Raw genomic sequence first — 25,760 nt, 5'->3', positions numbered from 1 at the left:
AACACGGATGCAACGGCTACAGCCGTGCAACAGACGCGCAACGCCACAAAAAATGCGCAGCAGCGCACATACTCTCCAGCGCAAACGCCCCCGCCGTCCGAAACTGCGGCAGCGCAAGAAACGGCTCCGCCGCAGCAGCCGGACGCGACAGCGGCGAGCGAGTCCGAACCGCTTCTGCTCGGCCCGGAATTCGAGGTCACGACGGAAGCAGCCCCCGCGTCCGAACCCGCTCCCGCGCCACCCGTCGCCGTCGCCACGAAACCGGCTGCGCCCCCCGCAGCGTCCGCCCCGGATACGCCCGTTCCCGCGGACCTGCTCCCGGAACCGGCAGCGGTCGGGGAAGCGGCAATGCCGCCATCGCCGCCCCATGCGCCCGCTCCCGGCCGGGAAACGCCCTCCACCACGCAGGCCGCCCCGCCGCCTGCGGCGACGCCCGAACCGCTGGTCCTGAAGCTGGAATCGGAAGCCGACACCGCAACGCCCGCTCCCGCCGCCGCGACCGCGCCCCAGGGCGGCGACGATGTGACGTACGCCGCACCTGCTTTTTCCGATGCCGCCGCACCGGTGCCCCTCGTCCTGGAATTGGAACCGGACGCCAGCGTCGCTGCCCCCCCCGCGGCCGCTCCCGAGCCCATGCCGCTCATCCTGGAGACGGAGGCCGACGGCGATGCGGCCGATACGCCTCCCGCCATGCCCGAACCCGTCGCCACCCAGGCCGCGCCCGAACCCGAGCTTCCGGTCCTGGAACGGGATACTCCCCTGGTGACGGTGCAGCCCGAAGCGCCCGCTCCGGCCGACGCCGGCAGGCCTGCCCCCATGAGCCAATCCCTGACGCCCGTTTTCGAGCCTCAAGCCCCTGAGGCGTTGCGCCTCGAAACGCCCGAACCCGGCGGGGAGACGGACAACCCACTCATGGCGACGACGCTGGCCGCCATGGAGGATGCCACCCCGGCCGACGCACCACAGCCGGCCGACGCGGCGACGCCGCCTCCCGCCCCAGACGTCGCCCTGGCCGACGCCACTGCCCAGCGGCAGTTGGAGCGAACGGGCATTCCGCCCTCCCTCGTCTTCGACCTCGATGCGCTGCCCCTCAAGGAAACGCCCCCGGGCAACGATGCCGCGGCCGCCGCAAAGGACGAGGCCCACGACGCCCCGGCCGCATGCCACGGCACGGGCGAGGGCGCGGCCAAGAGCATGCGCTGCCCCATCCAGATCGTGCTGCCCGAAAGCACGGACGCGGCCGTCTACGACGCCATTTTCACCAGTCTCAAACGGCACATGTTCACGCCGGGCGAATAGCCCGGACGCAAAAAAGGCGTCCCCCGGCCGGGGGACGCCTTTTTCGTCGGCAAGCGAGCGCAAAGCCCGCCCTACATCGTCTTGATGACCTCGATCAGCACGTTCGTCACCTTCTCGGCGTTTTCCTTGAAGATCGTGACGATCTCCTCCCAGTTGACCGGCGGTTCGTCCGTTTTCCAGCAGTCGTAGTCCGTGCTCATGGCCACGGCCGCGTAGGGCACTCCGGCCTCCACGGCCAGGGCGCACTCCGTGGCCACGCTCATGTTGATGACGTCCGCGCCCCAGGCGCGGAACATGTTGGATTCGGCCCGGGTGGAAAAGCGCGGGCCTTCGATGGTCACCACCGTGCCCGTATCGTGGTGCCGGTAGCCGTGCTTGCGGCAGGCGTCGATGAGCAACTGGCGCAGCGGCTCGGAGAACGGGTCGGCCATGGGCGTATGCGCCGGATTGTGCGGCTCGAAGCGCTCGTGGAAGGTCAGGTGCCGCCTTTTGGTGAAATCGATGAACTGGTCGAGGATGACGAGGTCGCCCCGGCCGATCTCCTGGCGCAGCGACCCCACGGCCGTGGTCGAGAGGATGGCCGCGCAGCCGACCTTGCGCAGGGCGTGGATGTTGGCCCGGTAGTTGACATGGGTGGGCGTGGCCGTGTGGGACCGGCCGTGGCGGGCGAGCAGGACCACGTCCTTGCCGCCGATCCTGCCCTGCCGCAACGTCGAATTGGGCGGCCCGTAGGGCGTGTCGATCTCGATGTCGGAGGGCGCGTCGAGGATGTTGGGGTCGTCCAGGCCGCTGCCGCCGATGATGCCGATTTTCATAGCGCTCCCGTTATTCCGGCCTTTCGCCGGGAACATGCGGTCCAAAAACACCGAAGCCGCATCAGGCGATCTGCAGGATGCTCTCGCAGCCGTAGGACTTGAACTGCTCCCTGCCGTTTAAAAAGGACAACTCGATGACCACCCCGATGCCGGCGATCTCGGCGCCGAAGTCCTCGATCAGCTTGACCACGCCGGAGAGCGTGCCGCCGGTTGCGAGCAGGTCGTCGATGACCAGCACCTTCTCGCCCCTCAGCAGCGCGTCTTCGTGCATGCACAGCGTATCCGAACCGTATTCCAGGTCGTACGAGACGCTGCGGGTCTTGTAGGGCAGCTTGCCGGGCTTGCGCACGGGCACGAACCCGATGCCCATCTTGTAGGCCAGCGCCGCGCCGAAGATGAAGCCGCGCGCTTCTGCGGCCACGATCTTGGTCGCTTGCGCGTCGGCGAACCGCTCGGCCAGAAGGTCCACGGCCTGACGGAACCCTTCCGGGTCGCCGAGAAGCGGCGTAATGTCGAAAAAAAGGATGCCCTGCTTGGGATAATCCGGGATGTCGCGAATGAGTTTGCGCAAATCCATGGCCGTCTCCTTGCAAAGTGCGGACTGGTAACGCCCTCGGATAGGGATTTTGCCCAGTTGGGTCAAGCCGGGACTGCCGGAAGATGCAGGGCTTGGCCGCAGCGGCAGGGTGCGTTAGGTAACGGGCCATGGAAAAGCCACCCCTTCCCTGCGACACGCTGGTTGCGGCCGGCGTTCTCGTCACCCAGGACGACACGCGGCGCATCCTGCGGGATGCCGCCATCGCCGTGACGGACGGCCACATCGCCGCCCTGGGTCCGGCCAAGGAGCTCCGGGAGCGCTTCGCCCCGGCCGAAACCCTGGACCTCTCCGGCTGCCTCGTGCTGCCGGGGCTCGTCAACACCCACACCCATGCGGCCATGACCCTGTTTCGCGGCCTGTGCGACGACGCGCCCCTGTCGGTCTGGCTGTCCGAGCACATCTGGCCGGCGGAGGCGAAGCTCTCGGCCGAGGCCGTGCGCCTGGGCACGCGGCTCGCCTGCGCCGAGATGCTCGCCTCGGGCACGACCTGCTTCCTGGACGCCTACCTGTTCGTGGACGCCGTGGCCGACGCCGCCGAGGCCTCGGGCATGCGCGCGGTGTTGTGCCAGGGGGTGTTCGAGATCGCAAACGCCGGGTTCAAGACCGTGGACGCGGCGTTCGCCTCTTCCGAGGCCCTGGTCGCGCGGCTGGCCGGCCACGACCGGCTGCGCCCGGCCATCTTCCCCCACGCCGTCTACACCTGCTCGGCCAAAACGCTTTCGCGTTGCGCGGCCTTCGCCAGGGACAAGGGCGTGCTCCTTTCCACCCACGCCTGCGAGACGGCCAAGGAAAACGACGACTGCGTCAAGGCCAACGGCGCGCGCGTCATCCCCTACCTCCACGACCTGGGACTGCTCGGGCCGAAAACCCTGCTCGCCCACGGCGTGGCCCTGGACGCGGCGGACATCGCGCGCCTGGCGCAAACCGGGACCGCCGTCTCCCACTGCCCGAGGAGCAACATGAAGCTCGGCAGCGGCATCGCGCCCGTGGCCGCGCTTTCGCGCGCCGGCGTCACCGTGGCGCTCGGCACGGACGGCGCGGCGAGCAACAACGCGCTCAACGTCTTTTCGGAGATGACCACGGCCGCGTTGCTGCAAAAGGTCGCCTCGGGCGACCCGACGCGACTCGAGGCGCAGGCCGCCCTGGACATAGCCACCCGCGACGGCGCGAACGCCCTTTCCTGGCCGGAGCTCGGCCGCCTTGCCGTGGGCGGCCCGGCGGACTTGTGCGCCCTGGACATGACCCGGCCGCAGCTCGCTCCGGGCCTCGACCCCGTTTCGGACTGCGTCTACGCGGCAAGCGGCGGCGAGGTCCGCTGCACCATGGTCGCGGGCAAGGTGCTCTACCGCGACGGCGCGTTCCCGGGCCTCGACTATCCCGGCCTGCTGGCCGCCTTCCGCGAGGCCAGCGCGGGGATCACCGGCCGCGCCTCTTGACAAGCCCGCCCGACTCTATAATAAAGGCTGGCTTTCCGCTGCAATCATTCCCGCGCCCCATGCGCGCGGCCCGGAGGTTATCCCATGTCCCAGGTCATCACCGTCAATGGCGTCGAATGCCATCCCATCGTGGAGAAATGCGTGGGCTGCGAGCGCATCATGGAGCAGGACGGAGCCAAATACTGCAAAAGCTACCCCCTGCCCGAACGCAAATGGGCGCAGAAGGTCTGCAACTTCGCCACCCACGTCAAGCTCGAAGTCGACAAGGGCGGCAAGGTCAACATCAACCCGTTGAAGGCCTCCAAGCGCGCCGCCCGCGGCCGCTAGGTCGATCCCCTTTTCCCCGCATGCACGCCGGGAGGTTCGCGCCTCCCGGCTTTTTGCGTTGCGTGCGGACGGTTTGCCATCGTCCGCTCCAGGCGCTATGAGGGGAAGGTCCGCCAAACGCCAACCCGCTTCCGCAACCCCTGACCGGAGCCCCTATGCGAGACGCCCTGCTTGCCTGCCTCGACCGTAAACGCGATATGGTCATCGACCTGCAACGCGAACTGACCGCCATTCCCGCCCTGGGACCGGACAACGGCGGCCCCGGCGAACGGGAAAAAGCCGATCGCCTCAAAACCCTGCTCGCCGGCATGGGCTTTCCCGAAGCCCGCGAAATAAACGCCCCCGATCCCCGCGTGCCCTGCGGTCACAGGCCAAATCTCGCCGTGGTCATCCCCGGCGCGGACACGTCCCGCACCTTCTGGATCATCTCCCACCTCGACATCGTGCCCCCGGGCGATCCCGCCCTGTGGCGCTCCGACCCGTACGCGCTCGTCGTCGACGGCGACCTCGTCTACGGCCGGGGCGTGGAGGACAACCAGCAGGCCGTGGTCAGCTCCATCCTCCTCGGCAAGGCCCTGCTCGAGGAAGGCGTCACGCCGCCCATCAATTACGGCATGCTCTTCGTCGCCGACGAGGAAACCGGCAGCAAATACGGCCTGGACTACGTGGCCGCGCACCACGACGGGCTTTTCTCCAAGGACGACCTGTTCCTCGTGCCCGATTTCGGCCTGCCCACGAGCGAAATGGTGGAAGTGGCCGAAAAAAGCATGCTCTGGTACAAAATCACCGTCAACGGCCGCCAATGCCACGCCTCCACACCCGAGGCCGGCGTCAACTCCCTGGCCGCCGCCTCGCTGTTCGTACTGAAAATCCCCAAGCTCCACGAACGCTTCCCGGCGAAAAATCCCCTCTTCCAGCCGGCCAACTCCACCTTCGAGCCGACGAAGAAGGAAGCCAACGTGGACAACATCAACACCATTCCCGGCCGCGACGTCTTCTACGTCGATTGCCGCGTGCTGCCCGAATACTCCCTGGATGACGTCGTCGCGGCGATCCAGGGATTCGGCCGCGAGGTCGAAGCCGCCTGCGGCGTGACCATCGACTACGCCGTGGTGCAACAGGAGCAGGCCGCGCCGACCACGCCCGAGGACACCCCCATCGTGCGAAAGGTCATGGCCGGCATCCGCGCCGTCTACCCCGGGGCCAAGCCGCGCCCCATGGGCATCGGCGGCGGCACGGTCGCCGCCTACCTGCGCCGGCGCGGCTACCCGGCCGTGGTCTGGGCCACCCTCGAACACAACGCCCACCAGCCCAACGAACGCTCGAGCATCGCCAAAACCATCGGCGACGCCAAGGTCATGGCGCATGTGTTGGTGGGGGAGTAAGGAGAGGGAGTAAAGAGGGAAGAATGCCTCCGGCGGCCAGGAGGGGCCGAGGGCCCCTCCTGGACCACCCCGAAAGGGGGAAATGAGGCCAAGCCATGAGTGGACGAAGGGCATGATGTATTTGAAGCGCGTGTGGAAGAAGTTGTTGATGGGGCAGTGCCGGCGGCCCGGGGGAATCCTCGGCGAATACATCGGCCGGCGCATGAACCGCAGCCATTTCGACATGACCACCTGGGGCCTTTCCCATGTGGACGTCGCCCCGGACGCCGACGTGCTCGACATCGGCTGCGGCGGCGGACGCACGCTCGCGCGCCTGGCCGCGCTGTCCCCGCGCGGGCGCATCTGCGGCATCGACGCCTCGGGAAAAAGCGTGGCCATGTCCCGGCGCCACACCGCGGCGGTCATCGCCACGGGACGCATGGACGTGCGCCGCGGCTCGGTTTCCGCCCTGCCCTTTCGCGACGCGACCTTCCACCTCGTCACGGCCGTGGAAACGCACTATTTCTGGCCTGACCTCGCCTCGGATTTCCGCGAGGTGCTGCGCGTGCTGCGCCCGGGCGGCCGGTTCCTGCTGTTGGCCGAAATCTACGACACGCCGCGCTTCGACGCCCGCAACCGGAAATATCTGGAACTCGTTCCCATGACGTACCTCACCGCCGCGCAGTGCCGTGACCTCTTCACCGCCGCCGGCTTCGACGACGTCGCCGTCCACGAGGAACCCGACCACGGCTGGCTCTGCTGCGTCGGCCGCCGCCCCAATATCCTCTAACCTTTTTCTCCCCATACTCTTCATGCACCCCATTTTCTCCCATTCCCCCCCCCTTCAAGGGGGTTCGGGGGGGATTATCCCCCCCGGCCGCCGGAGGCATCTTCTTCATGTATGACCTCATCGTCGTCGGCGCGGGGCATGCGGGGTGCGAGGCGGCCATGGCGGCCGCGAGGCTCGGGCTCTCCACGCTGCTTGTCACGCAAAACGTGGACCGCATCGGGCATTTGTCCTGCAACCCGGCCATCGGCGGCCTGGCCAAGGGGCACATGGTGCGCGAGATCGACGCCCTCGGCGGCATGATGGGCCTTTGGGCCGACGCCGCCGGCATCCAGTTCCGCACGCTCAACACCCGCAAGGGCCCGGCCGTTCGCGCCACGCGCGCGCAAATCGATCGCGACGCCTACATGGCGGTCGTGAAGCGCGCCGTCTTCGCCCAGGAAAACCTCGACGTGCGCCAGGACACGGTGGAGGAGGTGCTCGCGGAAAACGGCCGGGCAAGCGGCGTGGCCACGGGCTCCGGGGAGATCTTCCCCGCCCGCGCCGTCCTTTTGACCACGGGCACGTTCCTCTCCGGGCTCATCCACATCGGGCTGACCAAGCGGCGCGGCGGCCGGCTCGGCGACCCGGCGGCCGAGGGCCTCTCGGCGAGCCTGCGCCGGCACGGGCTGGTCCTTGGCCGGCTCAAGACCGGCACCACGCCGCGCCTGCTCGCCAAGAGCATCGATTTTTCCCTGACCACGCCCCAGCCGGGCGACACGCCGCCGCCCCCCTTCAGCTTCCACGGCCCCGGCCCCGTGCTGCCGCAGGTGCCCTGCCATCTGACCTACACCAACGCGCGCACCCACGAGGCCATCCGCGCCGGTTTCGACCGCTCGCCGCTTTTCACGGGCGTGATCGAAGGCACCGGGGCGCGCTACTGCCCGTCGGTGGAGGACAAGGTGGCGCGCTTTCCCGAGCGCGACCGCCATCACGTGTTCCTCGAGCCCGAGGGCCTCGACAACCCCGAAATCTATCCCAACGGCATTTCCACGAGCCTGCCCATCGAGACGCAAAAGGCCATGATCGCCACGATCCCGGGGCTCGAACGGGCCAAAATCGTGCGCCCGGGCTACGCCATCGAATACGACTACGCCGACCCGGTCCAGCTTTTGCCGACGCTCGAGACCAAGGCCCTGCCCGGGCTGTACTTGGCCGGGCAGATCAACGGCACCTCGGGCTACGAGGAAGCGGCCGCGCAGGGGCTCTGGGCCGCGTGCAACGTCTGTTGCGCCGCCAGGGGCCTGCCGCCCTTCCTGCCCCGGCGCGACCAGGCCTACATGGCCGTGCTCGTGGACGACCTCGTCACCAAGGGCACGAGCGAGCCCTACCGCATGTTCACCTCCCGCGCCGAGCACCGGCTGCTTTTGCGCGAGGGCAACGCCGATGCGCGCCTGACGCCGCTCGGACGCGGACTCGGCCTCGTTTCCGACCGGCAATGGGCGCTTTTTTCCGAAAAAGAGGCGGCGCTGGCCGCCGTCATCGAAGGGCTGGCGCAGCGCCGCGCCCGGCCGGGCGACTGCGACGCGGCCGTCTGGGAGACACTCGGCGGCGCGCCGCAGGACCGCAGCGTGCGCCTGGACGAACTCCTGCGCCGGCCGCAGGTCACGCTCACCGACCTGCGCCGTTTCTGGCCGGAGCTCGACGCCGTGGCAACGGAAACGGCCGAGGAGGCGCAGACCCGGGTCAAATACGAAGGCTACCTGCGCCGCCAGGCCGAGCTTGCCGGGCGCATGGGCCGGCTCGAGGCCGTGGCCCTGCCGCCGGATATGGACTACCAAGCGGTGGCCGGCCTGTCCCGCGAGGTGGTGGAAAAACTCACGCGCATCGCCCCGGCCACCCTCGGCCAGGCCGGGCGCATCTCCGGCGTGACCCCGGCGGCCCTGGGCTGCCTGGAAATCCACCTGAAAAAGACCGCCGTGTGACTGACGGGCCTTGTGCCCGCCACGATCATCGCTTATGTGAAGATTCATGGGTAATTTCGGGGCACTGGGCGAAATACCGGCTTTCTGGAGCCTTTTCGATCCGGGCTGGTGGAATCGGATGCTCGATTCCACCACGTCGGGACACCCCTCGCCCGAGGCCCTGATCCTCATGGTCGGCATCTTCGGCCTGGCGTTCGCGGCCATCGCCGCCGGCTTTCTCATCAAGGTCCGCATCGGTTCCTCGGACGCGCCGCCCACCACCTGGATCGTGCGGCCCGGGGAGATTCGGGCGCTGCTCGACACGGCGCTCACCCAACGCAGCAAGCTGCGGGTGAGCTTCGTGCGCGACGACGCCGGCGCGCGTTCCACCGACGCCACCATTCTCTCCGTGGACCCGGCCCGGGGCATCGAGCTCGAGATGACCTCCCTCGTGCGGGCGACGCCGAGCTGGGCGGGCAAGCTCGTGGCCTGCGATTTCCGCCTGCGCCTGGACCCGCGCAAGGACTACCACAGCTTCTACAACTTCGTGGCCACCATCGTGTCCGTGCGCCTGGCCAGCGACGACTTCGTGCACATGACCGTGGGCTGGCCCAAGCACCTGGAGCTCGAACAAAAGCGCGGCTTCCTGCGCATCGAACCGCCCCGGACCTTCATCCTCGAGCTCGAACTGTGGCACGAAAACGCCATCAAGCTCACCCGGGGCCGCTTCGGCAATCCGGCCACCTGGGGCGAACCGCTCCTGCGCCTCGACCCGAGGCTCGAACCCCCGGCGGTCGAGGTGCGCAACATCTCCGGCGGCGGCGTGCGCCTGGACGTCGAGGGCGACGCCCTGCACGGGCACAACAAGGCGCTGTTCGAGCCGGCCAGCCGCTTTCTCATGCGCCTGGTGCTGGCCGAACCCGAAGCGGACCAGCCCCTGGAATTCTTCCTGGCCCTGCGCCTGCAAAACGCCTACGGCGATCCGGGCAGCGAGGGCAGAAAGGCATACGGGCTGCGCATCCTGAGCTTCGGCGTGCCCGCGGACACGCCGGGCGACCCCCTGTCGTGGAAACCCGCCGCCACGGGCGTGCCCTCCCTTGACGACTGGGCCTTCCGGCGGCATCTGGCCATGTACCGTTCCCGCGGGGAATGACGCGCCTTCCCGGAGGGAGGACACGGACGGCCATGGACGACGCAGGACTATTCGGGTAGGATTTTCGGGTTTTTGTCAAACCGTCAACAAGATGCCACGCATCCCGGCCATGATGCCCGCCGCAGGCCGGGCCGCCGGCAATTTGCTGTACCGAAGGAGCACGGGTTGGACGACGATTCCGACAGTCGGTTCTGGGGAGCACTGGGGAAATTCTTCCGCCAGAAAAACATCTCCATCGAGGAATTGATCCAGGAGGCCCGCAGCGACGGTTCGCTGATTGCGGAAGACGCTTCCATGCTGCTCAACATCCTGCGCCTGGAAAAAAAGCAGGTGTTCGACATCATGGTGCCGCGCCCGGACATCGTCTGCGCCGAGGCCGACGACGGCATTCCGGCCATCTGCGAACTGATCAAGACGCACGGCCATTCCCGCATCCCCATCTACGAGGGCAACCGCGACAACATCCTCGGCATCGTCTACGCCAAGGACCTGCTCGCCCACATCGTGGGGGCCTGCGGCGCATACCCCGATCCGCGCTCCCTCATGCGCGCGCCGCTTTTCATTCCCGAGACCATCAACCTCAAGAAGATGCTCCTGGAATTTCGCAGCCAGAAAAAGCACATGGCCGTGGCCCTGGACGAATACGGCGGCACCTCGGGGCTCATCACCCTGGAGGACGTGCTGGAAGAGATCGTCGGCGAAATCGAGGACGAGCACGACCCGAGCAAGCCCGAAGAAATCCAGGAGATCGGCCAGGACGTCTACCTCGTCTCCGGCCGTTATCCCCTGGAGGACCTCAACGCCTCCCTCGGGCTGGGGCTGGAATCGGAGCAGGTGGAAACCATCGGAGGTTTCCTGACCGAACTGGCCGGACGCGTGCCGCGCCAGGGCGACGCCTTCACCCTGGAAGGCCGCCGCTTCACCATCCGCGAGGCCGACCGCCGGCAGATCCGCTGGATCGCCATCGAACCGGCGGCGTAACGAAGCGACCAATCCCGGGCCACGGCGGCATGCCTTCCGCCGCGCCCGCCGCAAAACCTGAGGCTCCGCGACAAACCACCGTGATGACAGCATCCCTTCTGGCCGTGCTCGGGGCCTGGCTCGGATTCGCCAATCCCCTGTACCGCCTGCCCCTGCTTGTCCTGGCCCTGCCGGCAGGGCTGGCCTACGCCGCCGCGAGCGCCCCGTCGTTTCGGGCGGCTGCCAAGGCCGGCTACTGGATCGGCGCGCTCTCCGCCTGCCTGAGCCTCTACTGGGTGGCGCTGCCCATCCATGATTACGGCAACCTGCCCTGGGTGCTCGCCGCGCCCGCGCCCGTGCTCATGGGTTTCGTGCTCGGGCTCTTCACCATGGCCCTGGCCCTGGTCCTGCGCCTTGGGGCCAGGCGGCTGTCCCCCTGGCTTTTCGGCCCCTTTTGCGCCCTGGCCTGGACCAGCATGGAAATGGCGCGGGGCGTGTTTTTCACGGGCTTTCCCTGGCTCACCCTGGCCGCGGCCTTCGCGCCCTGGCCGGCGGTCATCCAGGGCGCGGCCTTCATCGGGGCGTACGGCCTTTCCGGCCTCCTGGCCGCCCTTGTCGCCTGGCCGGCCGTCTGCGGCCCCCTGTCGCGCCAGGGCATCCTCGGCGTGGCCCTGCTCGCGGCCCTTTTCTTCGTCGGCAACAACCGCGCCGGACAGCCCGTCGCCCGCGACGCCTCCATCCACGCCACCATCGTCCAGGGCAACGTGGACCAGAGCCGCAAATGGGACCCGCAGTCCCAGCGTGAAACCGTGGAAAAATACGTCGCCCTTTCGACCCAGGCCATTCGCGACGCCCCCACCGACCTCCTGGTCTGGCCCGAGACCACCATGCCCTTTTACTACCAGGACCACGGTCCCCTGGCGCAACAGCTGATCGACTTCGCGGCCGCCTCGGGCACGCCCCTGGTCTTCGGCGCGCCGGCCTACGAGCGCACCCTCGGCGGGCACGTGCTCTTCAACCGCACCTACCTGCTGACGCCTTCCGGGCAGGAAAGCTACTACGACAAGGAACACCTCGTCCCCTTCGGCGAATACGTGCCCCTGGGCGCGTACCTGCCGTTTATCCACAAGCTCGTGGAGGGCGTGGGCGACTTCCGGCCGGGCAAGGCGGAAAAACCGCTCACGTCCGGCCGCCTTGCCCTGGGCATGCTCATCTGTTATGAAGCGATCTTTCCGGAATTGGCGCAACAGCGCGTGGAGGCCGGGGCGAACATCCTGGTCAACATCACCAATGACTCCTGGTTCGGCGATTCCGCCGCCCCGCGCCAGCATCTCGATCTGGCCCTACTGCGGGCCGTCGAGCAGGGGCGGGCCATCATCCGGGGCACCAACTCGGGCATTTCCGCCGTGATCGATCCCCGGGGCCACATCATGGCCCAGGGCGGGCTTTTCACCACCTTGACCCTGCCATGTCCGGAGGTGCCCGTCGTATCGGAGACGACCTGGTTCCACCGACTCTTTACGCTGCTCAACTGGGCGGTGCCGGGCCTTACCCTCCTTTTCTGCCTGGCCTGCGTCCTCTTGCCCGAACGCCGCGACAGCCCCTCCCGTCGCGGCACAACCCTTTAAGCGAGTGACGATCCATGCTGCAATACGCGGAACTGCGCACGATAGGCGCCGAGCTTCTCACCAAATTCGACGAATTCTGGAGGCGTCTTTGACCTGGAGCAAAGCCGTAAACGCCTGGCCGAAATCGAGGCCGAACTGTCCAAGCCAGGAGCCTGGGACGCGCCCGAACGCCTGACCCCGGTCCTGCGCGAAAAAAGCGCGCTCACCGCCAAGGTCGAAAGCGGGGAAAAGCTCTACGCCGCCCGCGCCGACCTTGACGAATGGCTGACCATGGCCAAGGAAGACGGCAGCGCCGAAGTGCTCGACGCCCTGGCCGAGCAGATCGAGGCCCTGGACGGCAACCTGGCCGACGCCGAGCTCGCGGCCTTTTTTTGCCCCGAGGACAACGCCGACGCCATCCTGGAGATCCACCCCGGCGCTGGCGGCACCGAGGCCCAGGACTGGGCCGAGATGCTCCTGCGCATGTACCGCCGCTGGGCCGAGCGCAAGCATTTCGACGTCAAGGAGCTCGACTTCCTCCCCGGCGACGAGGCCGGCGTCAAAAGCGTCACCCTGCAGATCTCCGGACCCTACGCCTACGGCCTGCTCGCCGCGGAAAAGGGCATCCACCGCCTGATCCGCATGTCGCCCTTCGATTCCTCGGGACGCCGCCACACCTCGTTCGCTTCGGTCGACGTCTATCCCGACGCCGGCGTGGATATCGACATCGACGTCAAGGAAGAGGACCTGCGCGTGGACGTCTTCCGCGCCTCGGGCCCGGGCGGCCAGCACGTCAACAAGACCTCCTCGGCCATCCGTATCACCCACCTGCCGACCAACATCGTGGTGCAGTGCCAAAACGAGAAATCGCAGCACCGCAACCGCGAAACGGCCATGAAGGTGCTCAAGGCCAGGCTTTACGACCTGGAGCTCAAGAAGCTCCAAGCCGAGAAACAGGAAAGCTACGACGCGAAAAACGCCATCGGCTTCGGTTCCCAGATAAGGACCTACACCATGCAGCCCTACCGACTGGTCAAGGACCACCGCACGAGCGTCGAAGTGGGGGATGTGGAGGCGGTGCTCGACGGCGAGCTGGACAAGTTCATACGCGGCTTCCTGCTGCGGGGCGGCAATGCATCCTGATCCCCCCGGCCTGGACGCGATCCAGGAACAGCTGCTCTCCGAGCTGGAGACGCTCAGGCGCATGCTGGCCGAGGTGGAAAAGCCCGCCTGCGCCACCCAGGGCGACGGCATGGTCATCATGCGCCTTTGTTCTGGGCTCGATCTGGCCGGCTGGGAGTCGCTTTGCCACCGCAAGGACCTGCGCGACTGGCTGGCCCTGCCCCTTGCGGCCGATCCCCTGCCCTTCCTGGCCCGTATCCAGGCCACCGTGCAGGAACTGGTCTTCCTGTCCGAGCACGATCCGCTGACCAAGCTCTACAACCGCGGCGCGTTCGACCGCATCCTCTCCGCCGAACTCATCCGCTCCGCCAGGGCCGGCCAGTCCCTGGCCCTGGTGATTTTTGACCTCGACGACTTCAAGGCCGTCAACGACTCCTACGGCCATCCCTGCGGCGACAGGGTGCTCGAGACCATCGGTTCGCTGCTGTTGGCGGAAAAGCGCTCCTACGACACCGCCGCCCGGGTGGGCGGCGAGGAATTCGCGCTCATCCTGCCCGGGCTCGGCCTCGTGCGGGCCGAAATGGTCATCGGCCGCATCGTGGAGGCGGCGCGCTCGCTCAAGATCGTGTGCGACGGCGTGGACTCCCCCCTGCGCGTCACCATCTCGGCGGGACTGGCCATCACCAAGGGCAAGATGGCCACCACGCCGGAAAAGCTCTACGCCATGGCCGATGCGGCCCTGTACCAGGCCAAGGCCGCCGGCAAGGACAGGGTCGTGACCGCGCCGATTGCCGACCTGACCGGGCCGCCGGAGAAAACGCTCGTGCGCGCCGATGAGAAACGGTTTCTTTTCACGGGCCTAACCAAAGGATAAGACGGCGTATGTCCCAAGCCATCAATCCCAATACGTCCCTGTCCGTAGCCATCCTAAGCGGCAAGGGCGGCGTGGGGAAGTCGAACCTGGCGCTCAACCTCAGCTACGCCCTCTTCCGCGCCGGCCACCGCGCCCTGCTCATGGATTTCGACGTGGGCCTGGCCAATGTGGATGTCCTGCTCGGCCTGTCGCCGGAAAAAAACCTCCAGGACCTCTTCCGGCCGGAAATCACGGCCGCCGAAGTCGTGGTGCCCGTGGAGCCGGGCGGCTTCGATTTCCTGCCCGCAGCCAGCGGCGTGCCCGAACTCCTGGAAATGGACGACGACATGCGCGAAATCCTCTTCCAGAAGCTCAACGCCTCCTTCGCCGACTACGATTACCTCATGCTCGACCTCGGCGCGGGCATCTCCCAGACCGTCCTTTCCGTGGCCGTCATGAGCCATGTGCGCGTGCTGGTCGTCACTCCCGAACCCACGTCGCTGACGGACACCTATGCCGTCATCAAGGTCCTGCACACGCAGTACGGGATCACCGACTTCCACATCCTGGTCAACCAGGTCGAATCCCCGGCCGACACCAAGGCGACCTACGGCCGGCTGTCCGCTGCCTGCCAGCATTTCCTGGGTTTCGCCCCGGAGCTGCTCGGCGGCGTGCGCAGCGACCCGGCCCTGCCCGACGCCGTGCGCCGCCAGATCCCGCTCATGCGCCACGCCCCGCGCAGCCCGGCCGCCCAGGACATCCTGAACGTGGCCGTCAAGCTCCACCGCATCCGCCAGAGTCGCCAGGAGGCCCTGCGCAACATGCCCGTGCTCGGGAAAATTCCCCAGCCGCGCAAGTAACCCTTGACGGGGATGGCTTTGATTCGGCAATAGTATGAAATAGATGGACGATTGCTTGTCCGCCGTCTTCCGGCGGCTCCGGCCAACCGTCAACAGCCCGAGGACCACGCGATGAACAAAAGCGAACTCATCAAAACCCTGGCCGAAACCAAGGACCTGCATATCGACGAGGCCGCCGATATCGTCAACGCCTTCGTCGATTCGGTCAAGCAGGCCCTGATCAACGAAGACCGGGTGGAAATCCGGGGTTTCGGCAGCTTCAAGATCAAAGGCTACAAGGGCTACACCGGCCGCAACCCCAAGTCCGGCGACGTCGTTTCCGTGGCGCCCAAAAAACTCCCCTTCTTCCGCCCCGGCAAGGAGCTGAAGGAATACCTCAACAAATAAATCCGACATGTCCATACAGCGCCTTTTCCTCGGAGTCCTGGCCGCCCTGGTCATGGCCGCAGCCCCGGCTTTCGCCGCCGATCCGGTCCTGACCATCGCCTTCGCCGGCAACACCTACGGCTATTTCGATCCCTGTCCCACCTGCGGCCCGCAAAAACTCGGCGGCCTCGCCCGCCGCGCCACCTTCCTCAAGGACCTGCGCGAAAAGGCCCCCACCGCCGGCAAGACGCTGACCGTCGCCGGCGCGTGGGAATTCCTGCCCGAAGTCTCCGCCGCGCCGCCGGAACCGGCCAAGCTGCCGGCCGTGGCCAAGGCCCACGAGCGCCTGGGCTACGACGTCTTCGTCCTGACCCCGGCCGAGGTGAAGGTCCTGGCGGACAACAAGGCCGCCACGCCCAAGGGCGCGACGGTCCTCGACGACGCACCGTCCACCAAGATCCTCAACATCGGCGGCAAGGCCGTGGGCATCGTGCTCTTCCCCATGCCCAAGGACATCAGCGCCCCGGTGCCGGACAAGCTCATGGACGCCACGGCCAAGGCCGCGTCCGAACTGCGCGGCAAGGTCGCCCTGGTCGTCGGCGTCAGCCCCTGGGGGGCCCTCGACGAGGAAGCCTTCATCAACAGCCGCGCCGGCGCGGTGGACGTGCTGCTTGGCAGCGGCGGCGGCTCGGGCTTCCCTTCGCGCACCTCCAAGGACGGCAAGACCCTGTGGACGCGCGCCTACATCAAGGGCAAGACCATCAACCGCCTGGACCTGCTCGCTTTGCCCGGCGTGAGTGGTTTCACCTGGAAAATCGGCGAGAACTTCACGGCCAAAGTCCAGGCCCTGGACGAAGCCTTCCCCCAGGACGCGACCATCGAAGCCCTCTTCTAGCGTGCCGCCCCGCACACCCGTTTTCATGAGGCCCTTACCGTGACCAGATGCTTTTCACGCGCCCTGGCCGCCGTCTTCGCGGCGGTCCTGGCTCTGGCCTTCGCCGTTTCCTCCGCCACGGCCGCGCAGCCGGCCGCCGTCCTCTTTTTCACCGGCAACACCTACGGCAACATCGCGCCGTGCCCCTCCTGAGGCGGCAAGCTCATCGGCGGGCTGGCCCGGAGGGCCGCCTTCATCAAGACCGAACGCGCCGCGCCCGCGGTCGCGGACCACATGCTGCTCCTCGCCTGCCCCTTCGAAATCCTGCCCGACGGCCCGGAAGCCAAACCCGATCCCAAGGCCCTGCCCGGCATCGTCAAGGCGTTCGATGCCATGGGCTACGACGCCGGAGCCCTCAATCCGAACGAGGCCGCGTATCTCAAAAATGCCGGCGCACCCCTGCCCGCCCGCTTCACCGTGCTCGGCGACGCGCCGCAAACGCAGCTGCTCGACAAAGGCGGGACCACCTACGGCCTCGTCTTCTTCCCGACTTCGCCCGATATCAAAAAGCCCGTGCCCGAAACGGTCCTCGACGCGGCGGCAAAGGCGGCCCACGACCTGCGGGGCAAGGCCGACGTCGTCATCGGCATAAGCGGCCTGGGCCTTTCCGCAGAACAGACCTTCCTCGACAAGCACCCCGGCGCGGTGGACATCCTGCTCGGCAGCGGCCCCAACGCCGGCACCTCCAGCCGTCTCTCGGCAGACGACAGAACGCTCCTCTCGCGCACCTACATCAAAGGCAAGACGATAAACCGCCTGGACATCGCCGCGCTGCCCGGCGAGCCGGATTTCACCTGGAAACCCGGACAAAACTTCAAGACCGACGTCATCAGCCTCGATGACCGCTACCCCGCCGACCCCACCGTCGAAAAGATGGTGCAACAATAAGTTCAGATATGGGCGCTGCCCCACGCCCCGCCGGGGGGGGATTATCCCCCCCGGCGGATACGTCGTCCCCGAAACGACTTGCTCCCTTCCTCCAAGAGAGCGTAACCTGCTCCTGCCCCCGTTGAAAGTTCTTGAGGAAGAAGGGGGCGTGAGGGAAAATACCTTTCGGGTATCGCCGCGGGCCGCATGGACCGGGATTCCCTCCCCCACATCTGCTTCTTTCCTTGCAGAGGAGCCACAATATGCGCAAAGGGACCGAGGAAAAGACGCCCATCGTGGTGCGGCCGGAGGCGGTGGAGCGGTATTTGCGCGAGGCGTTCGGCGAGAGCGCGCGGATGCTTGGCGTGTGCGCCCTGGGGGCCGACGGCGGCCAGGGCATGAAGGAGTTCGGCTACGGCAAGCCCGTGTGCCTCGATTTCGAGGTGGACGGACAAGTGCGCCGGGGCGTGCTTTCCATCATGCGCGGCGACAAGTACGGCCACCAGTTCTACTGGGACCGGGCGGCCATCCTCATGTTCCAGTACGAAGCCGGCGGGCGCATGGAAAAGCATGTGCGCCCCATCGCCCTGGGCTATTTCGATCAGGACGACCGGCTCGTGCCGGTCAGCGCGCCCAAGGAATTCTTCATCATCAGCGAAAAAGCCCCGGGCTACGACTATTACCTCGATTTGCAACGCATCCAGAAGACGGGCCTCGAACCGCACGACCTGGACATGGCGAAGGCCTTCGCCTCCTGGCTGGCCCGGGTGCACGCCGCCAAAAAGGACGATGCGGACCTGTACCTGCGCCGCATCCGCAACCTCATCGGCGCGTCGGAATGCATTTTCGGGCTCGTGGACGCCTATCCGCACCCCTACGACCTGTTCCCGCCCGAGCGCTTTTGCGCCCTGGAAAAGCGCATCATCGACTGGCGCTGGAAACTGCGCGGGTTCACCCACCGCTTAAGCGAAGTGCACGGGGACTTCCATCCCTGGAACGTGCTCGTGCAGGAGCAAGGGGGCACAAGGGATTTCGCGGTTCTCGACCGCAGCCGGGGCGAATGGGGCGAGCCGGCAGACGACGTGGCCACCATGAGCCTCAACTACGTGCTCTTCGGGCTCTACAAGGAGCCGCGCCTGTCCGGGGATTTCGAGCGGCTGTTCCTCACCTTCTGGGAAACGTACCTGCGCGAGAGCGGGGATGACGAGGTTTTTTCCGTGATCGCGCCGTTTTTCGTCTTTCGCGGGCTGGTCATCGCCTCGCCGCAATGGTACCCGGGCCATCCGCCGGAGGTGCGGCGGGCGCTGTTACGCTTTCTCGTCAACGTGCTGGAGGACGAACGCTTCGACTGCCAGGACTTCAACCGCTACCTGCGCGAACCATGACCGGCGTCGTCTGGTTCACGGGGCTTCCGGGTTCGGGCAAGAGCGCGACGGCCAGGGCGGTGGAGAAAACCCTCGCCCTGAGCGGTCTGCGGGCGCTACGTCTGGAGCTCGACGCCCGGCGCAAGGTATATTTCCCCAAGCCCACGTATTCGGACAAGGAACGCGACGAGGCCTATCGGCGTTTTGCCCAGGAGGCGGCGGACATCGCATCCGGCGACGCCTACGACCTCGTGCTCATGGACGGCTCGGCCCCCAGGCGCGCCATGCGGGACTACGCCCGTTCGCTCTCGCCGCGTTTCGCGGAAATCCACGTGCGCTGCTCCCTGGCCACGGCCATGGCCCGCGAGTCGGCCCGGCCCGAGGGGCTTGTCATGGCCGGGCTTTACGCCAAGGCCATGCTGCGCAAGACCACAGGCCGGGAGTTTCCGGGCCTCGGGCAGGTGATCGGCGTGGACGTGCCCTTCGAGGAGGATCCGGGGGCGGAATGCGTGGTGGACGCCGAGCATCTTTCCATCGAGGGCTGCCGCGACGCGGTGCTTTCCTTCCTGCGCGTCTGGTTGCCGGAAACGCTCGCCCCGCGCCTGGACCTGCCCGCGCCGGGCGATGCCCCTGAACCGGCCTGACGCCCGTCAGAAAACGCGCTGGCCCGGGGCGACCTCGCGTTCGGGTTCAAGAAGCACCACCCCGCCTTCGCCGGCAAGCCCCAGCACGAGCACTTCGGAGAGAAAACCGGCGATGCGCTTGGGCTCGAAATTGACCACGGCGATGACGCACCGGCCGGGCAGGTTCTCGGCCGTGTACAAATCGGTGACGCGGGCGCTCGATTTTTTGACGCCGAGTTCGCCGAAATCGATGGAGAGCTTGTAGGCCGGCACGCGGGCTTTGGGCAGCGGCTCGGCGGCCAGGATGCGGCCCACGCGCATGTCCACCTTCATAAAATCATCGAAAGCAATGGGTTCCATATCCGCCCTTCCTCTCCGATCCTTCATGTAACCGATCGGGTGGTTGCGGGTACTTCTTTTGCATCAAAGGAATCATCGGAGGCGCGATGAGCGAGGGACCCGTGCGCACCTGCCCCGGCTGCGGTCAGGCGCTTCGTTTTCCAGGCAATATCGGTGGCATGCTCATGGCCTGCCCGGTCTGCGGGCATCGTTTCGCCTCACCTTTCACGCTCGCGACCGCTCCGCCGCCCCTTGCCTCCAACGCGACATTCCCGCCTTCTTCCCAATCCGCGCCCCCTTCCAAGAGCCTCACGCCCAGCACCCTCGCCGCCCGCGTCGCCGCCCTTTACGCATCCAAGGCGCGCTGACACTTTCCTTGCGGCGCTTCGCCGCTGGCACCCGTGACGCACCACCCGCCGACCGCCCGTCACCCGCTTACCGCTCCCCCATCCAGGGGGTCCGGGGGGGATGATCCCCCCCGGCCGCCGGAGGCATCTTCTCTTCTTACTCTCTACATCTCCCCGAACGCCGAAGCGTAGCGGGCGGCGAAGGCGTCCCAGGTGAAGTGGTGTTCCTGGGTGCCGTGTTTTTCCACGGCGTAGGCCGCGGAAACCGAGCCGAGCTTGGCCGCCTCGACGGGCGTTTTGCCCATGACGAGGCCTTTGATGAAGCCGGCGCGGAAGGCGTCGCCCGCGCCCGTGGGGTCCTGCACCTCGGCCACGGGACAAGGGGGGATCGTGGATTCGCTTGCGCCCTGGCGGATGACCGAGCCCTTCTCGCCGAGCGTGGTGATGACCGTGCCGGCGCGGGCCGTGATCTCGGCCAGGGAGAGCTTGGTGGAATTCTCGATCAGTTGCAGCTCGTAGTCGTTGGAGATGAGGTAGGCCGCGCCGGTGAGCATTTCCGTGAGTTGTTCGCCGGAAAGCGCCGGGATGTTCTGGCCGGGATCGACGATGACCGGGATGCCCTTGGCCTTGTAGCGGCGGATGTGGTCCTGCATGTCCTCGAGGTTGCCCGGGGCGACGATGGCGAGGGTGTCGGCCGGATCGGCGTCGTCCACGGGGTAGAGTGCGCTGTGCTTCATGGCTCCGGGGTTGAAGCCGGTGATCTGGTTGTCGGCGCGGTCGGTGGTGATGTAGGCCCCGGCGGTGAATTCCTCGCCGATGCGGCGGATGCCCTCGAGGGAGAGGCCACAGTGGCGCAGCCAGGCCTCGTAGGCGGCGAAGTCCTTGCCGGCGGTGGCCACGATGGTCGGATTTTCGCCCAGGAGCTTCAGACAGTAGGCGATATTGCCCGCCGTGCCGCCGAATTTCTCCTCGAGCCCTTCCACCAGGAAGCAGACATTCAGGATATGTATTTTTTCCGGCAGGATGTGGTCGGCGAAGCTGCCGGGAAAGCTCATGATGCGGTCATAGGCCAGGGAGCCGGTAACGAGGATGCGCATGGGGGTCTCCTTTAAAGGTTCGAGGGGGTGACGGGGGCCGTTTCGTCTTCGATCCAGCGCAGGAACGGGGGGTGGCCGCCGCTGATGGGCAAAATCACCACACAGGGCACGTCGTAGCTGTGCAGTTCCTTGACCCGGGCGGCAAGGGTGTCGGCCAGTTCCGCGCGGGTCTTGGCGACGAGCACCGTTTCCTCGGCGGTTTCCACCGCGCCTTGCCAGTGGTATATGGAATGCATGCCGGGCAGGATGTTGACGCAGGCGGCAAGACGTTCCGCCACGAGGGCGCGGCCGATGGCCTGCGCTTCCTCGGTCGAGGCGGCGGTGACGTAGGCGAAGACGGCGGACATGGCTCCTCCGGGATGAGGGTCTCAAGCAAACGGCATGGGCTTACACGACGGGCGGGGGCTTTGCAAAGCCGGGGCAGCGCCCGGCGGATGTCGGGGGGAGGCGCGGCGCGCGGGATGAAACGGGAAGCACTTTTTTTGCGTATGCACGAGGCCATGGCCGCGGCTTTGGGGCCGAGCGGCTGGTGGCCGGCCGAAACGCCCTTCGAGATGGCCGTGGGCGCGATACTGGCGCAAAACACCAACTGGGCCAATGCCTCGCGGGCCGTGGCCAACCTCAAGGGCAGCGGCGCGTTTTCCGCGCGCGGGCTTTGCGGCCTGGAAACGGCGCGGCTGGAGGAACTGTTGCGCCCGGCCGGACATTTCCGGGTCAAGGCGGCGCGGCTGCGCAATCTGCTGGACTTCGTCGTGCGGGAACTCGGCGGCGACATCGAGGCGCTCGGAAACTGGGACATGACCGCCGCGCGGGAGGCGCTTCTCGCCGTGCGCGGCGTGGGGCCGGAGACGGCGGACAGCATCCTGCTCTACGGCCTGGGATTTCCGAGCTTCGTCGTGGACGCCTACACCGCGCGCATCTGCGCCCGGCATGGGCTGGTCCCGGAGGAAGCCGGCTACGACGAATTGCGGGAGCTTTTCATGGACGCGCTGCCGGCCGACGCGGCCCTTTTCAATGAACTGCACGCCCAGTTCGTGCGTGTGGGCAACGGCTGGTGCCGGCCGCGCGGGCCGCGTTGCGGGGCCTGCCCCCTTGGGGAGTTCCTGCCGTGAAGGCACGCGTGGGAGTGGCCTGCGGCCTGTGCCTGGCCGCCGCCTTGGGCCTGGGGCTAACCCGGGCGCTGCCGCGCGCCCTGGCGGCGCGCCAGCCCCGGGAGACCAGGGAGGGCACCGCGCGCGAAGCCGGGCGGGACCGGCTGGCCGCGCTGCTTTTTTCCCTTTGGGCGCGGCAGGTGGAACGCGCCGTGGGCGCCGACGGCGCGGAGAAGGACTGGGCCGAGGCGGACCGGCGGCAGGTCTGGGCGCGGCTGCTCTATGAGGCCCTGGCCGGTGGGGACGGGCCTGCGCCGACGGCGCGGGACAACGCGCCTGCCAAGGCGAAACGGGAGCGCGCGGAAGCGCGCGCCGACGTCGCCCTGTCCGCCCCCGCGACGCGCGAGGCTTCGCCCGAGGAGCCGGAAGCCTTTGCCGCGCCCCAAAGCGGGCTCGATTGGCCGGCGGCGGGACGGGTGGCCGCGGCGTTCGCGCCCGGGGCCAATCCGCCGCGCCAGGGCGTAGTGCTCAAGGTGGCCGAAGGAACGCCCGTGGTTGCCGCCGCGGATGGCGAAGTGGTTTTTTGTGGGACACTACGGGGGTTTGGGCGCATCGTCATCCTTGATCACGGCGGCCGCCGCCACACGGTCTACGGCTGCCTGGGACAGGTCGCGCCGCGCGAGGGCGACTACCTGCGCCGCGGGGAGGCGCTTGGCGTTTCGGGCCTTTGCGGCATCACGAAGGCGCCGGGCGTCTATTTCGAATTGCGTTTTCGGGAAAAAGCTCTTAATCCGGCGGAGTGGCTCGCCGAGAGGCGATAGGGCGTTTGACGAGAGCTGGAGCGCGGCCGGATACCGTTTGTGGCGGTTGTTTCGCGTGCCATGGAGGAATTGTATGCGTCTTATGACCAAGGTGTCGTGTTCCCTGATCATGTGTCTGGCTCTTGGCTCCGTCGCCCTGGCCGCCAAGAACGACGAGGACCGGTTCGCGCCGCTCAAGCGCTTCAGCCAGGTCATGGACCTGGTGGAAAACCACTACGTCAAGCCCGTCACCCGCAACGAACTCATCGACGGAGCCATCGTCGGCATGCTCCAGCAGCTCGATCCCCATTCGAGTTTCCTGTCCAAGGACGAATTCAAGGAGATGCAGGTCAGCACCTCCGGGGAATTCGGCGGCATCGGCATTGAAATCAGCATGGAAAACGGCCGGCTCACGGTCATTTCTCCCATCGACGACACCCCGGCCGACAAGGCCGGCATCAAGGCCGGCGACGTAATCCTCGAAATCGAGGGCGAGTCGACCCAGGACATGACGCTTGTCGACGCCGTGCAGAAGATCCGCGGCCCCAAGGGCAAACCCGTCTCCCTGACGCTGATTCACAAGGACCAGCAGAAGCCCTTCAAGGTCAAGGTGGTGCGCGACACCATCCCCATCATCAGCGTCAAGAGCAACGAGGTGGAGCCCGGTTACCTCTATGTGCGCCTGTCGCGCTTCAATGAGAACACCACCACCGAACTCAGGCAGGCCCTTTCCGACTACAAGAAGAGCGGCAAGCCGCTCAAGGGCGTCATCCTCGACCTGCGCAACAACCCCGGCGGCCTGCTCGAACAGGCGGTCAACGTCTCCGACGTGTTCCTGCCCTCGGGCCAGATCGTGTCCATCAAGGGCAAGAACGCCGACCAGGAAAAAGTGTTCACCGCCAAGGGCGACGGCTCCGACGTGTCCGTGCCGCTGGTGGTGCTCATCAACGCTGGCTCGGCCTCGGCCTCGGAAATCGTGGCGGGCGCGCTCAAGGACCACAAACGCGCCCTGCTCGTGGGCGAGAAGACCTTCGGCAAGGGCTCCGTCCAGACCGTCATTCCGCTCTCCGACGGTTCGGGCATCAAGCTGACCACGGCGCTCTACTACACCCCCAACGGCCGCTCCATACAGGCCGAGGGTATCGAGCCCGATTTCATGGTCCCCATGCAGGACACCGCGTCCGATCGTGACAAGCTCGCGGCCAACCACCAGTTCCGGGAGCGCGACCTGACCCGCCACCTGGAGAACAAACGGAAGAAAGCCGCCGAACAGTCCGACGATCCCAAGCAGAAGCTGCTCGAACAGCTCGCCCGGGACAATCAGCTCAAGCTTGCCTTGGAATTGGTGAAGTATTTCCCCATCAAAACCTACACCCCCTAAAAAACGCCAGCCGAAGACAGGTTCCACGCAGTCCGCCAAGAAAGGGGCGGGTAAGTCTTCGGCGCGCGCCAAGGGCGGGGGCGGCAAGCGCATTGTCGTCCCCGGCAGGCCCATCGTCGCGGTCGTCGCCGGTCTGGCCCTGGCGGTCAGTTTGGCCGTACTGGCGGTGGTCGTCTTCGGCCCGATTCCGCCGCTGCCCTGGAGCAGAGCCGGCAACGCCGCCCGGACCGCCGAAGTCCGCCAGCACGCCGCGCCAAAACCCAAAGCCAAGCCGGCCGCACCGGAACACGCCGCCTCGCGCCTGACCGAAGGCCCCTCCAAGCAGGTCGACCTGCCCTTCGAAGAACACCTTGCCGGCCGGGAATCCGCGCCGCCGCCGGCAACGCCGCCCTCGGAAATGCGGGGCCTCGTCCAGCCGCCGGCCGGCAACGGAAACGGCACAGGTCAGGACACGGCCGACCCGCGCCTGTCCGGCCCGGTCAATCCCCTGCCGAACGACATCGGCAAAGGGCCGCGCATGGTCGTGGTCATCGACGACATCGGCGACAACCCGACCATGGCCGCCAACCTCATGGAACTGCCGGTCCCCGTGACCCTGGCCATCCTGCCGCAGCGTCCCCGCACGCGCGCCGTCGCCACCCAGGCCGCCGCGCGCGGCATCGAGGTCATCCTGCACCAGCCCATGCAGCCCTCCTCCTACCCACGGGTCAACCCCGGCCCGGGCGCGCTTTTTACCGACATGGACAGGGCCCGCATCCAGGCGACGCTCAACGACAACCTCGACGAAGTGCCCGAAGCCATTGGCATCAACAACCACATGGGTTCGGCCTTCACCGGCGACGCGGCCGGCATGGCGGCCGTCATGCCCGTGCTCAAGGCCCGGGGCCTCTTTTTCATGGATTCGGTGACCTCCGCCGCCTCCGCCGCGCCCGAGGCGGCGCGCAAGGCCGGCGTGCCGCTCTACCGGCGCGCGGTCTTCCTCGACAACGTCCGCAATGCCCGCGCCATCCTCGGCCAGCTCAAAACCGCCGAACGCCATGCCCTCAAACACGGCCGCGCCATCGCCATCGGCCACCCCTACAACGAAACCTACGAAGCCCTCAAAGCCTGGGCCAAGGAACGCGACCCGCGCATTGCGCTGGTCACGCTGCGAACTTTGGGACCGGAGTTTTAGGGTCGGATAAGGGAGCAGGGTTGGAAAGAGGCCTCCGGCGGCCGGGGGGATGCTCCCCCGGCCCCCCCTCGATGGTGGGGCCGGTCTTGGGGAGTAGCACCACAGGGCAAAACACTTTGCTTTTTTGCCCGATCCGTCGATAATCGCCGACCGTGGCTCCGTCGCCTCCCCCATACCCCTTTAAAGTTTTTCGGGAGGGTGGGGGGCCGGGGGAGGGAACCCCTTTTTGAAAAGGGGTTCCCTCCCCCGGTTC

The 25,760-nt window shown here is 67.1% G+C and carries 27 protein-coding genes; 22 read left to right on the top strand and 5 right to left on the bottom strand.

Annotated elements, in window-relative coordinates:
- Positions 1 to 348: 348 nt before the first annotated feature.
- Positions 349 to 1,299: a hypothetical protein gene (locus Q368_RS27045; RefSeq protein WP_156955752.1), complete on the top strand. Its 951-nt coding sequence runs from the start codon at positions 349 to 351 to the stop codon at positions 1,297 to 1,299.
- 71 nt (positions 1,300 to 1,370) lie between these two features.
- Here Q368_RS27045 and mtnP read toward each other — a convergent pair whose 3' ends face one another.
- Together mtnP and Q368_RS0114790 are read right to left on the bottom strand one after the other, a co-directional pair.
- Entirely contained in the window at positions 1,371 to 2,114 is a 744-nt protein-coding gene (mtnP, locus tag Q368_RS0114795; protein ID WP_029459831.1) for an S-methyl-5'-thioadenosine phosphorylase, read from the bottom strand.
- A 61-nt stretch (positions 2,115 to 2,175) separates the two neighbouring features.
- Positions 2,176 to 2,691 (bottom strand): adenine phosphoribosyltransferase, encoded by a 516-nt coding sequence (locus tag Q368_RS0114790; RefSeq protein WP_029459830.1) that lies wholly within the window; start codon positions 2,689 to 2,691, stop codon positions 2,176 to 2,178.
- A gap of 128 nt (positions 2,692 to 2,819) precedes the next feature.
- Between Q368_RS0114790 and Q368_RS0114785 the strand changes: the two genes are divergently transcribed.
- From Q368_RS0114785 to Q368_RS0114705, 16 genes are all read left to right on the top strand, one after another.
- Positions 2,820 to 4,148, top strand: coding sequence for an amidohydrolase (locus tag Q368_RS0114785; RefSeq protein ID WP_029459829.1), 1,329 nt, complete (start codon positions 2,820 to 2,822; stop codon positions 4,146 to 4,148).
- An 84-nt stretch (positions 4,149 to 4,232) separates the two neighbouring features.
- A complete protein-coding gene (locus Q368_RS0114780) occupies positions 4,233 to 4,475 on the top strand; it encodes a PxxKW family cysteine-rich protein (protein ID WP_029459828.1) in 243 nt (80 codons plus the stop codon).
- A gap of 155 nt (positions 4,476 to 4,630) precedes the next feature.
- Positions 4,631 to 5,860: a M20 family metallo-hydrolase gene (locus tag Q368_RS0114775; protein WP_029459827.1), complete on the top strand. Its 1,230-nt coding sequence runs from the start codon at positions 4,631 to 4,633 to the stop codon at positions 5,858 to 5,860.
- A 112-nt stretch (positions 5,861 to 5,972) separates the two neighbouring features.
- On the top strand, positions 5,973 to 6,629 hold the full coding sequence (locus Q368_RS0114770; RefSeq protein WP_245611362.1) for a class I SAM-dependent methyltransferase: 657 nt from the start codon (positions 5,973 to 5,975) through the stop codon (positions 6,627 to 6,629).
- A gap of 107 nt (positions 6,630 to 6,736) precedes the next feature.
- Positions 6,737 to 8,590 carry a tRNA uridine-5-carboxymethylaminomethyl(34) synthesis enzyme MnmG gene (gene mnmG / locus Q368_RS0114765; protein WP_029459825.1) on the top strand — a complete coding sequence of 618 codons (1,854 nt, stop codon included), beginning with the start codon at positions 6,737 to 6,739 and terminating at the stop codon, positions 8,588 to 8,590.
- A 46-nt stretch (positions 8,591 to 8,636) separates the two neighbouring features.
- Complete coding sequence (locus Q368_RS0114760) at positions 8,637 to 9,722, top strand: PilZ domain-containing protein (protein ID WP_029459824.1); 1,086 nt, start codon at positions 8,637 to 8,639, stop codon at positions 9,720 to 9,722.
- Positions 9,723 to 9,887: 165 nt separating this feature from the next.
- Entirely contained in the window at positions 9,888 to 10,703 is an 816-nt protein-coding gene (locus tag Q368_RS0114755; RefSeq protein ID WP_029459823.1) for a hemolysin family protein, read from the top strand.
- A gap of 83 nt (positions 10,704 to 10,786) precedes the next feature.
- Positions 10,787 to 12,310, top strand: coding sequence for an apolipoprotein N-acyltransferase (gene lnt / locus Q368_RS0114750; RefSeq protein ID WP_043786081.1), 1,524 nt, complete (start codon positions 10,787 to 10,789; stop codon positions 12,308 to 12,310).
- Between the two features lie 14 nt (positions 12,311 to 12,324).
- Positions 12,325 to 13,432 (top strand): peptide chain release factor 2 gene (gene prfB / locus Q368_RS0114745; protein ID WP_156955751.1). Its coding sequence is split into 2 segments (ribosomal slippage): positions 12,325 to 12,399 and positions 12,401 to 13,432, totalling 1,107 coding nucleotides; the frame shifts between segments, so codons are not numbered across the junction.
- Entirely contained in the window at positions 13,422 to 14,285 is an 864-nt protein-coding gene (locus tag Q368_RS0114740) for a GGDEF domain-containing protein (RefSeq protein ID WP_029459820.1), read from the top strand. The genes prfB and Q368_RS0114740 overlap by 11 nt, the downstream gene beginning before the upstream one ends.
- Positions 14,286 to 14,293: 8 nt before the next feature.
- Entirely contained in the window at positions 14,294 to 15,124 is an 831-nt protein-coding gene (locus tag Q368_RS0114735; protein WP_029459819.1) for a MinD/ParA family protein, read from the top strand.
- A gap of 111 nt (positions 15,125 to 15,235) precedes the next feature.
- On the top strand, positions 15,236 to 15,511 hold the full coding sequence (locus Q368_RS0114730) for an HU family DNA-binding protein (protein ID WP_029459818.1): 276 nt from the start codon (positions 15,236 to 15,238) through the stop codon (positions 15,509 to 15,511).
- A gap of 7 nt (positions 15,512 to 15,518) precedes the next feature.
- On the top strand, positions 15,519 to 16,385 hold the full coding sequence (locus Q368_RS0114725; protein ID WP_029459817.1) for a UshA-like (seleno)protein family 2: 867 nt from the start codon (positions 15,519 to 15,521) through the stop codon (positions 16,383 to 16,385).
- 39 nt (positions 16,386 to 16,424) lie between these two features.
- Positions 16,425 to 17,312: a UshA-like (seleno)protein family 2 gene (locus tag Q368_RS0114715; RefSeq protein ID WP_420705148.1), complete on the top strand. Its 888-nt coding sequence runs from the start codon at positions 16,425 to 16,427 to the stop codon at positions 17,310 to 17,312.
- Between the two features lie 242 nt (positions 17,313 to 17,554).
- Complete coding sequence (locus Q368_RS0114710) at positions 17,555 to 18,676, top strand: phosphotransferase family protein (protein WP_029459815.1); 1,122 nt, start codon at positions 17,555 to 17,557, stop codon at positions 18,674 to 18,676.
- A complete protein-coding gene (locus Q368_RS0114705) occupies positions 18,673 to 19,299 on the top strand; it encodes an adenylyl-sulfate kinase (protein WP_052360185.1) in 627 nt (208 codons plus the stop codon). The genes Q368_RS0114710 and Q368_RS0114705 overlap by 4 nt, the downstream gene beginning before the upstream one ends.
- A 6-nt stretch (positions 19,300 to 19,305) precedes the next feature.
- Here the strand turns inward: Q368_RS0114705 and Q368_RS0114700 are convergent, their stop codons facing one another.
- Positions 19,306 to 19,638, bottom strand: a complete 333-nt coding sequence (locus Q368_RS0114700) for a tRNA-binding protein (RefSeq protein ID WP_029459813.1) — start codon at positions 19,636 to 19,638, stop codon at positions 19,306 to 19,308.
- A gap of 86 nt (positions 19,639 to 19,724) precedes the next feature.
- Between Q368_RS0114700 and Q368_RS0114695 the strand changes: the two genes are divergently transcribed.
- On the top strand, positions 19,725 to 19,985 hold the full coding sequence (locus Q368_RS0114695; RefSeq protein WP_029459812.1) for a hypothetical protein: 261 nt from the start codon (positions 19,725 to 19,727) through the stop codon (positions 19,983 to 19,985).
- Between the two features lie 143 nt (positions 19,986 to 20,128).
- Here Q368_RS0114695 and Q368_RS0114690 read toward each other — a convergent pair whose 3' ends face one another.
- Positions 20,129 to 21,061: a carbohydrate kinase family protein gene (locus tag Q368_RS0114690; protein ID WP_029459811.1), complete on the bottom strand. Its 933-nt coding sequence runs from the start codon at positions 21,059 to 21,061 to the stop codon at positions 20,129 to 20,131.
- Between the two features lie 11 nt (positions 21,062 to 21,072).
- Positions 21,073 to 21,408 carry a divalent-cation tolerance protein CutA gene (gene cutA / locus Q368_RS0114685; protein WP_029459810.1) on the bottom strand — a complete coding sequence of 112 codons (336 nt, stop codon included), beginning with the start codon at positions 21,406 to 21,408 and terminating at the stop codon, positions 21,073 to 21,075.
- 114 nt (positions 21,409 to 21,522) lie between these two features.
- On the opposite strand from cutA, the gene Q368_RS0114680 reads away from it, so the two are divergent.
- The 4 genes from Q368_RS0114680 to Q368_RS0114665 all read left to right on the top strand — a co-directional run bounded on the left by Q368_RS0114680 (position 21,523) and on the right by Q368_RS0114665 (position 25,507).
- Entirely contained in the window at positions 21,523 to 22,173 is a 651-nt protein-coding gene (locus Q368_RS0114680) for an endonuclease III domain-containing protein (protein WP_029459809.1), read from the top strand.
- Positions 22,170 to 22,973, top strand: a complete 804-nt coding sequence (locus Q368_RS0114675) for a murein hydrolase activator EnvC family protein (RefSeq protein ID WP_245611360.1) — start codon at positions 22,170 to 22,172, stop codon at positions 22,971 to 22,973. The genes Q368_RS0114680 and Q368_RS0114675 overlap by 4 nt, the downstream gene beginning before the upstream one ends.
- Before the next feature lie 73 nt (positions 22,974 to 23,046).
- The gene (locus Q368_RS0114670) at positions 23,047 to 24,333 is read left to right on the top strand and encodes a S41 family peptidase (protein WP_029459807.1); all 1,287 of its coding nucleotides are present in this window, start codon (positions 23,047 to 23,049) and stop codon (positions 24,331 to 24,333) included.
- A gap of 151 nt (positions 24,334 to 24,484) precedes the next feature.
- Positions 24,485 to 25,507, top strand: a complete 1,023-nt coding sequence (locus tag Q368_RS0114665) for a divergent polysaccharide deacetylase family protein (RefSeq protein ID WP_245611359.1) — start codon at positions 24,485 to 24,487, stop codon at positions 25,505 to 25,507.
- The last annotated feature ends 253 nt before the right edge of the window (positions 25,508 to 25,760 follow it).

Origin of the sequence: Solidesulfovibrio alcoholivorans DSM 5433, from assembly GCF_000702665.1 — a bacterium.
Lineage (GTDB): Bacteria > Desulfobacterota > Desulfovibrionia > Desulfovibrionales > Desulfovibrionaceae > Solidesulfovibrio > Solidesulfovibrio alcoholivorans.
Note: the sequence above shows the minus strand (reverse complement) of the source record. Positions and strands in the feature narration are given on the sequence as shown.

Bases quoted from the DNA above. Each gene is read 5' to 3' on its own strand.
- Q368_RS27045 (WP_156955752.1), top strand. From the start codon at position 349: ATGCCGCCATCGCCGCCCCATGCGCCCGCTCCCGGCCGGGAAACGCCC.
- mtnP (WP_029459831.1), bottom strand. From the start codon at position 2,114: ATGAAAATCGGCATCATCGGCGGCAGCGGCCTGGACGACCCCAACATC.
- Q368_RS0114790 (WP_029459830.1), bottom strand. From the start codon at position 2,691: ATGGATTTGCGCAAACTCATTCGCGACATCCCGGATTATCCCAAGCAG.
- Q368_RS0114785 (WP_029459829.1), top strand. From the start codon at position 2,820: ATGGAAAAGCCACCCCTTCCCTGCGACACGCTGGTTGCGGCCGGCGTT.
- Q368_RS0114780 (WP_029459828.1), top strand. From the start codon at position 4,233: ATGTCCCAGGTCATCACCGTCAATGGCGTCGAATGCCATCCCATCGTG.
- Q368_RS0114775 (WP_029459827.1), top strand. From the start codon at position 4,631: ATGCGAGACGCCCTGCTTGCCTGCCTCGACCGTAAACGCGATATGGTC.
- Q368_RS0114770 (WP_245611362.1), top strand. From the start codon at position 5,973: ATGATGTATTTGAAGCGCGTGTGGAAGAAGTTGTTGATGGGGCAGTGC.
- mnmG (WP_029459825.1), top strand. From the start codon at position 6,737: ATGTATGACCTCATCGTCGTCGGCGCGGGGCATGCGGGGTGCGAGGCG.
- Q368_RS0114760 (WP_029459824.1), top strand. From the start codon at position 8,637: ATGGGTAATTTCGGGGCACTGGGCGAAATACCGGCTTTCTGGAGCCTT.
- lnt (WP_043786081.1), top strand. From the start codon at position 10,787: ATGACAGCATCCCTTCTGGCCGTGCTCGGGGCCTGGCTCGGATTCGCC.
- Q368_RS0114740 (WP_029459820.1), top strand. From the start codon at position 13,422: ATGCATCCTGATCCCCCCGGCCTGGACGCGATCCAGGAACAGCTGCTC.
- Q368_RS0114735 (WP_029459819.1), top strand. From the start codon at position 14,294: ATGTCCCAAGCCATCAATCCCAATACGTCCCTGTCCGTAGCCATCCTA.
- Q368_RS0114730 (WP_029459818.1), top strand. From the start codon at position 15,236: ATGAACAAAAGCGAACTCATCAAAACCCTGGCCGAAACCAAGGACCTG.
- Q368_RS0114725 (WP_029459817.1), top strand. From the start codon at position 15,519: ATGTCCATACAGCGCCTTTTCCTCGGAGTCCTGGCCGCCCTGGTCATG.
- Q368_RS0114710 (WP_029459815.1), top strand. From the start codon at position 17,555: ATGCGCAAAGGGACCGAGGAAAAGACGCCCATCGTGGTGCGGCCGGAG.
- Q368_RS0114705 (WP_052360185.1), top strand. From the start codon at position 18,673: ATGACCGGCGTCGTCTGGTTCACGGGGCTTCCGGGTTCGGGCAAGAGC.
- Q368_RS0114700 (WP_029459813.1), bottom strand. From the start codon at position 19,638: ATGGAACCCATTGCTTTCGATGATTTTATGAAGGTGGACATGCGCGTG.
- Q368_RS0114695 (WP_029459812.1), top strand. From the start codon at position 19,725: ATGAGCGAGGGACCCGTGCGCACCTGCCCCGGCTGCGGTCAGGCGCTT.
- Q368_RS0114690 (WP_029459811.1), bottom strand. From the start codon at position 21,061: ATGCGCATCCTCGTTACCGGCTCCCTGGCCTATGACCGCATCATGAGC.
- cutA (WP_029459810.1), bottom strand. From the start codon at position 21,408: ATGTCCGCCGTCTTCGCCTACGTCACCGCCGCCTCGACCGAGGAAGCG.
- Q368_RS0114680 (WP_029459809.1), top strand. From the start codon at position 21,523: ATGAAACGGGAAGCACTTTTTTTGCGTATGCACGAGGCCATGGCCGCG.
- Q368_RS0114670 (WP_029459807.1), top strand. From the start codon at position 23,047: ATGCGTCTTATGACCAAGGTGTCGTGTTCCCTGATCATGTGTCTGGCT.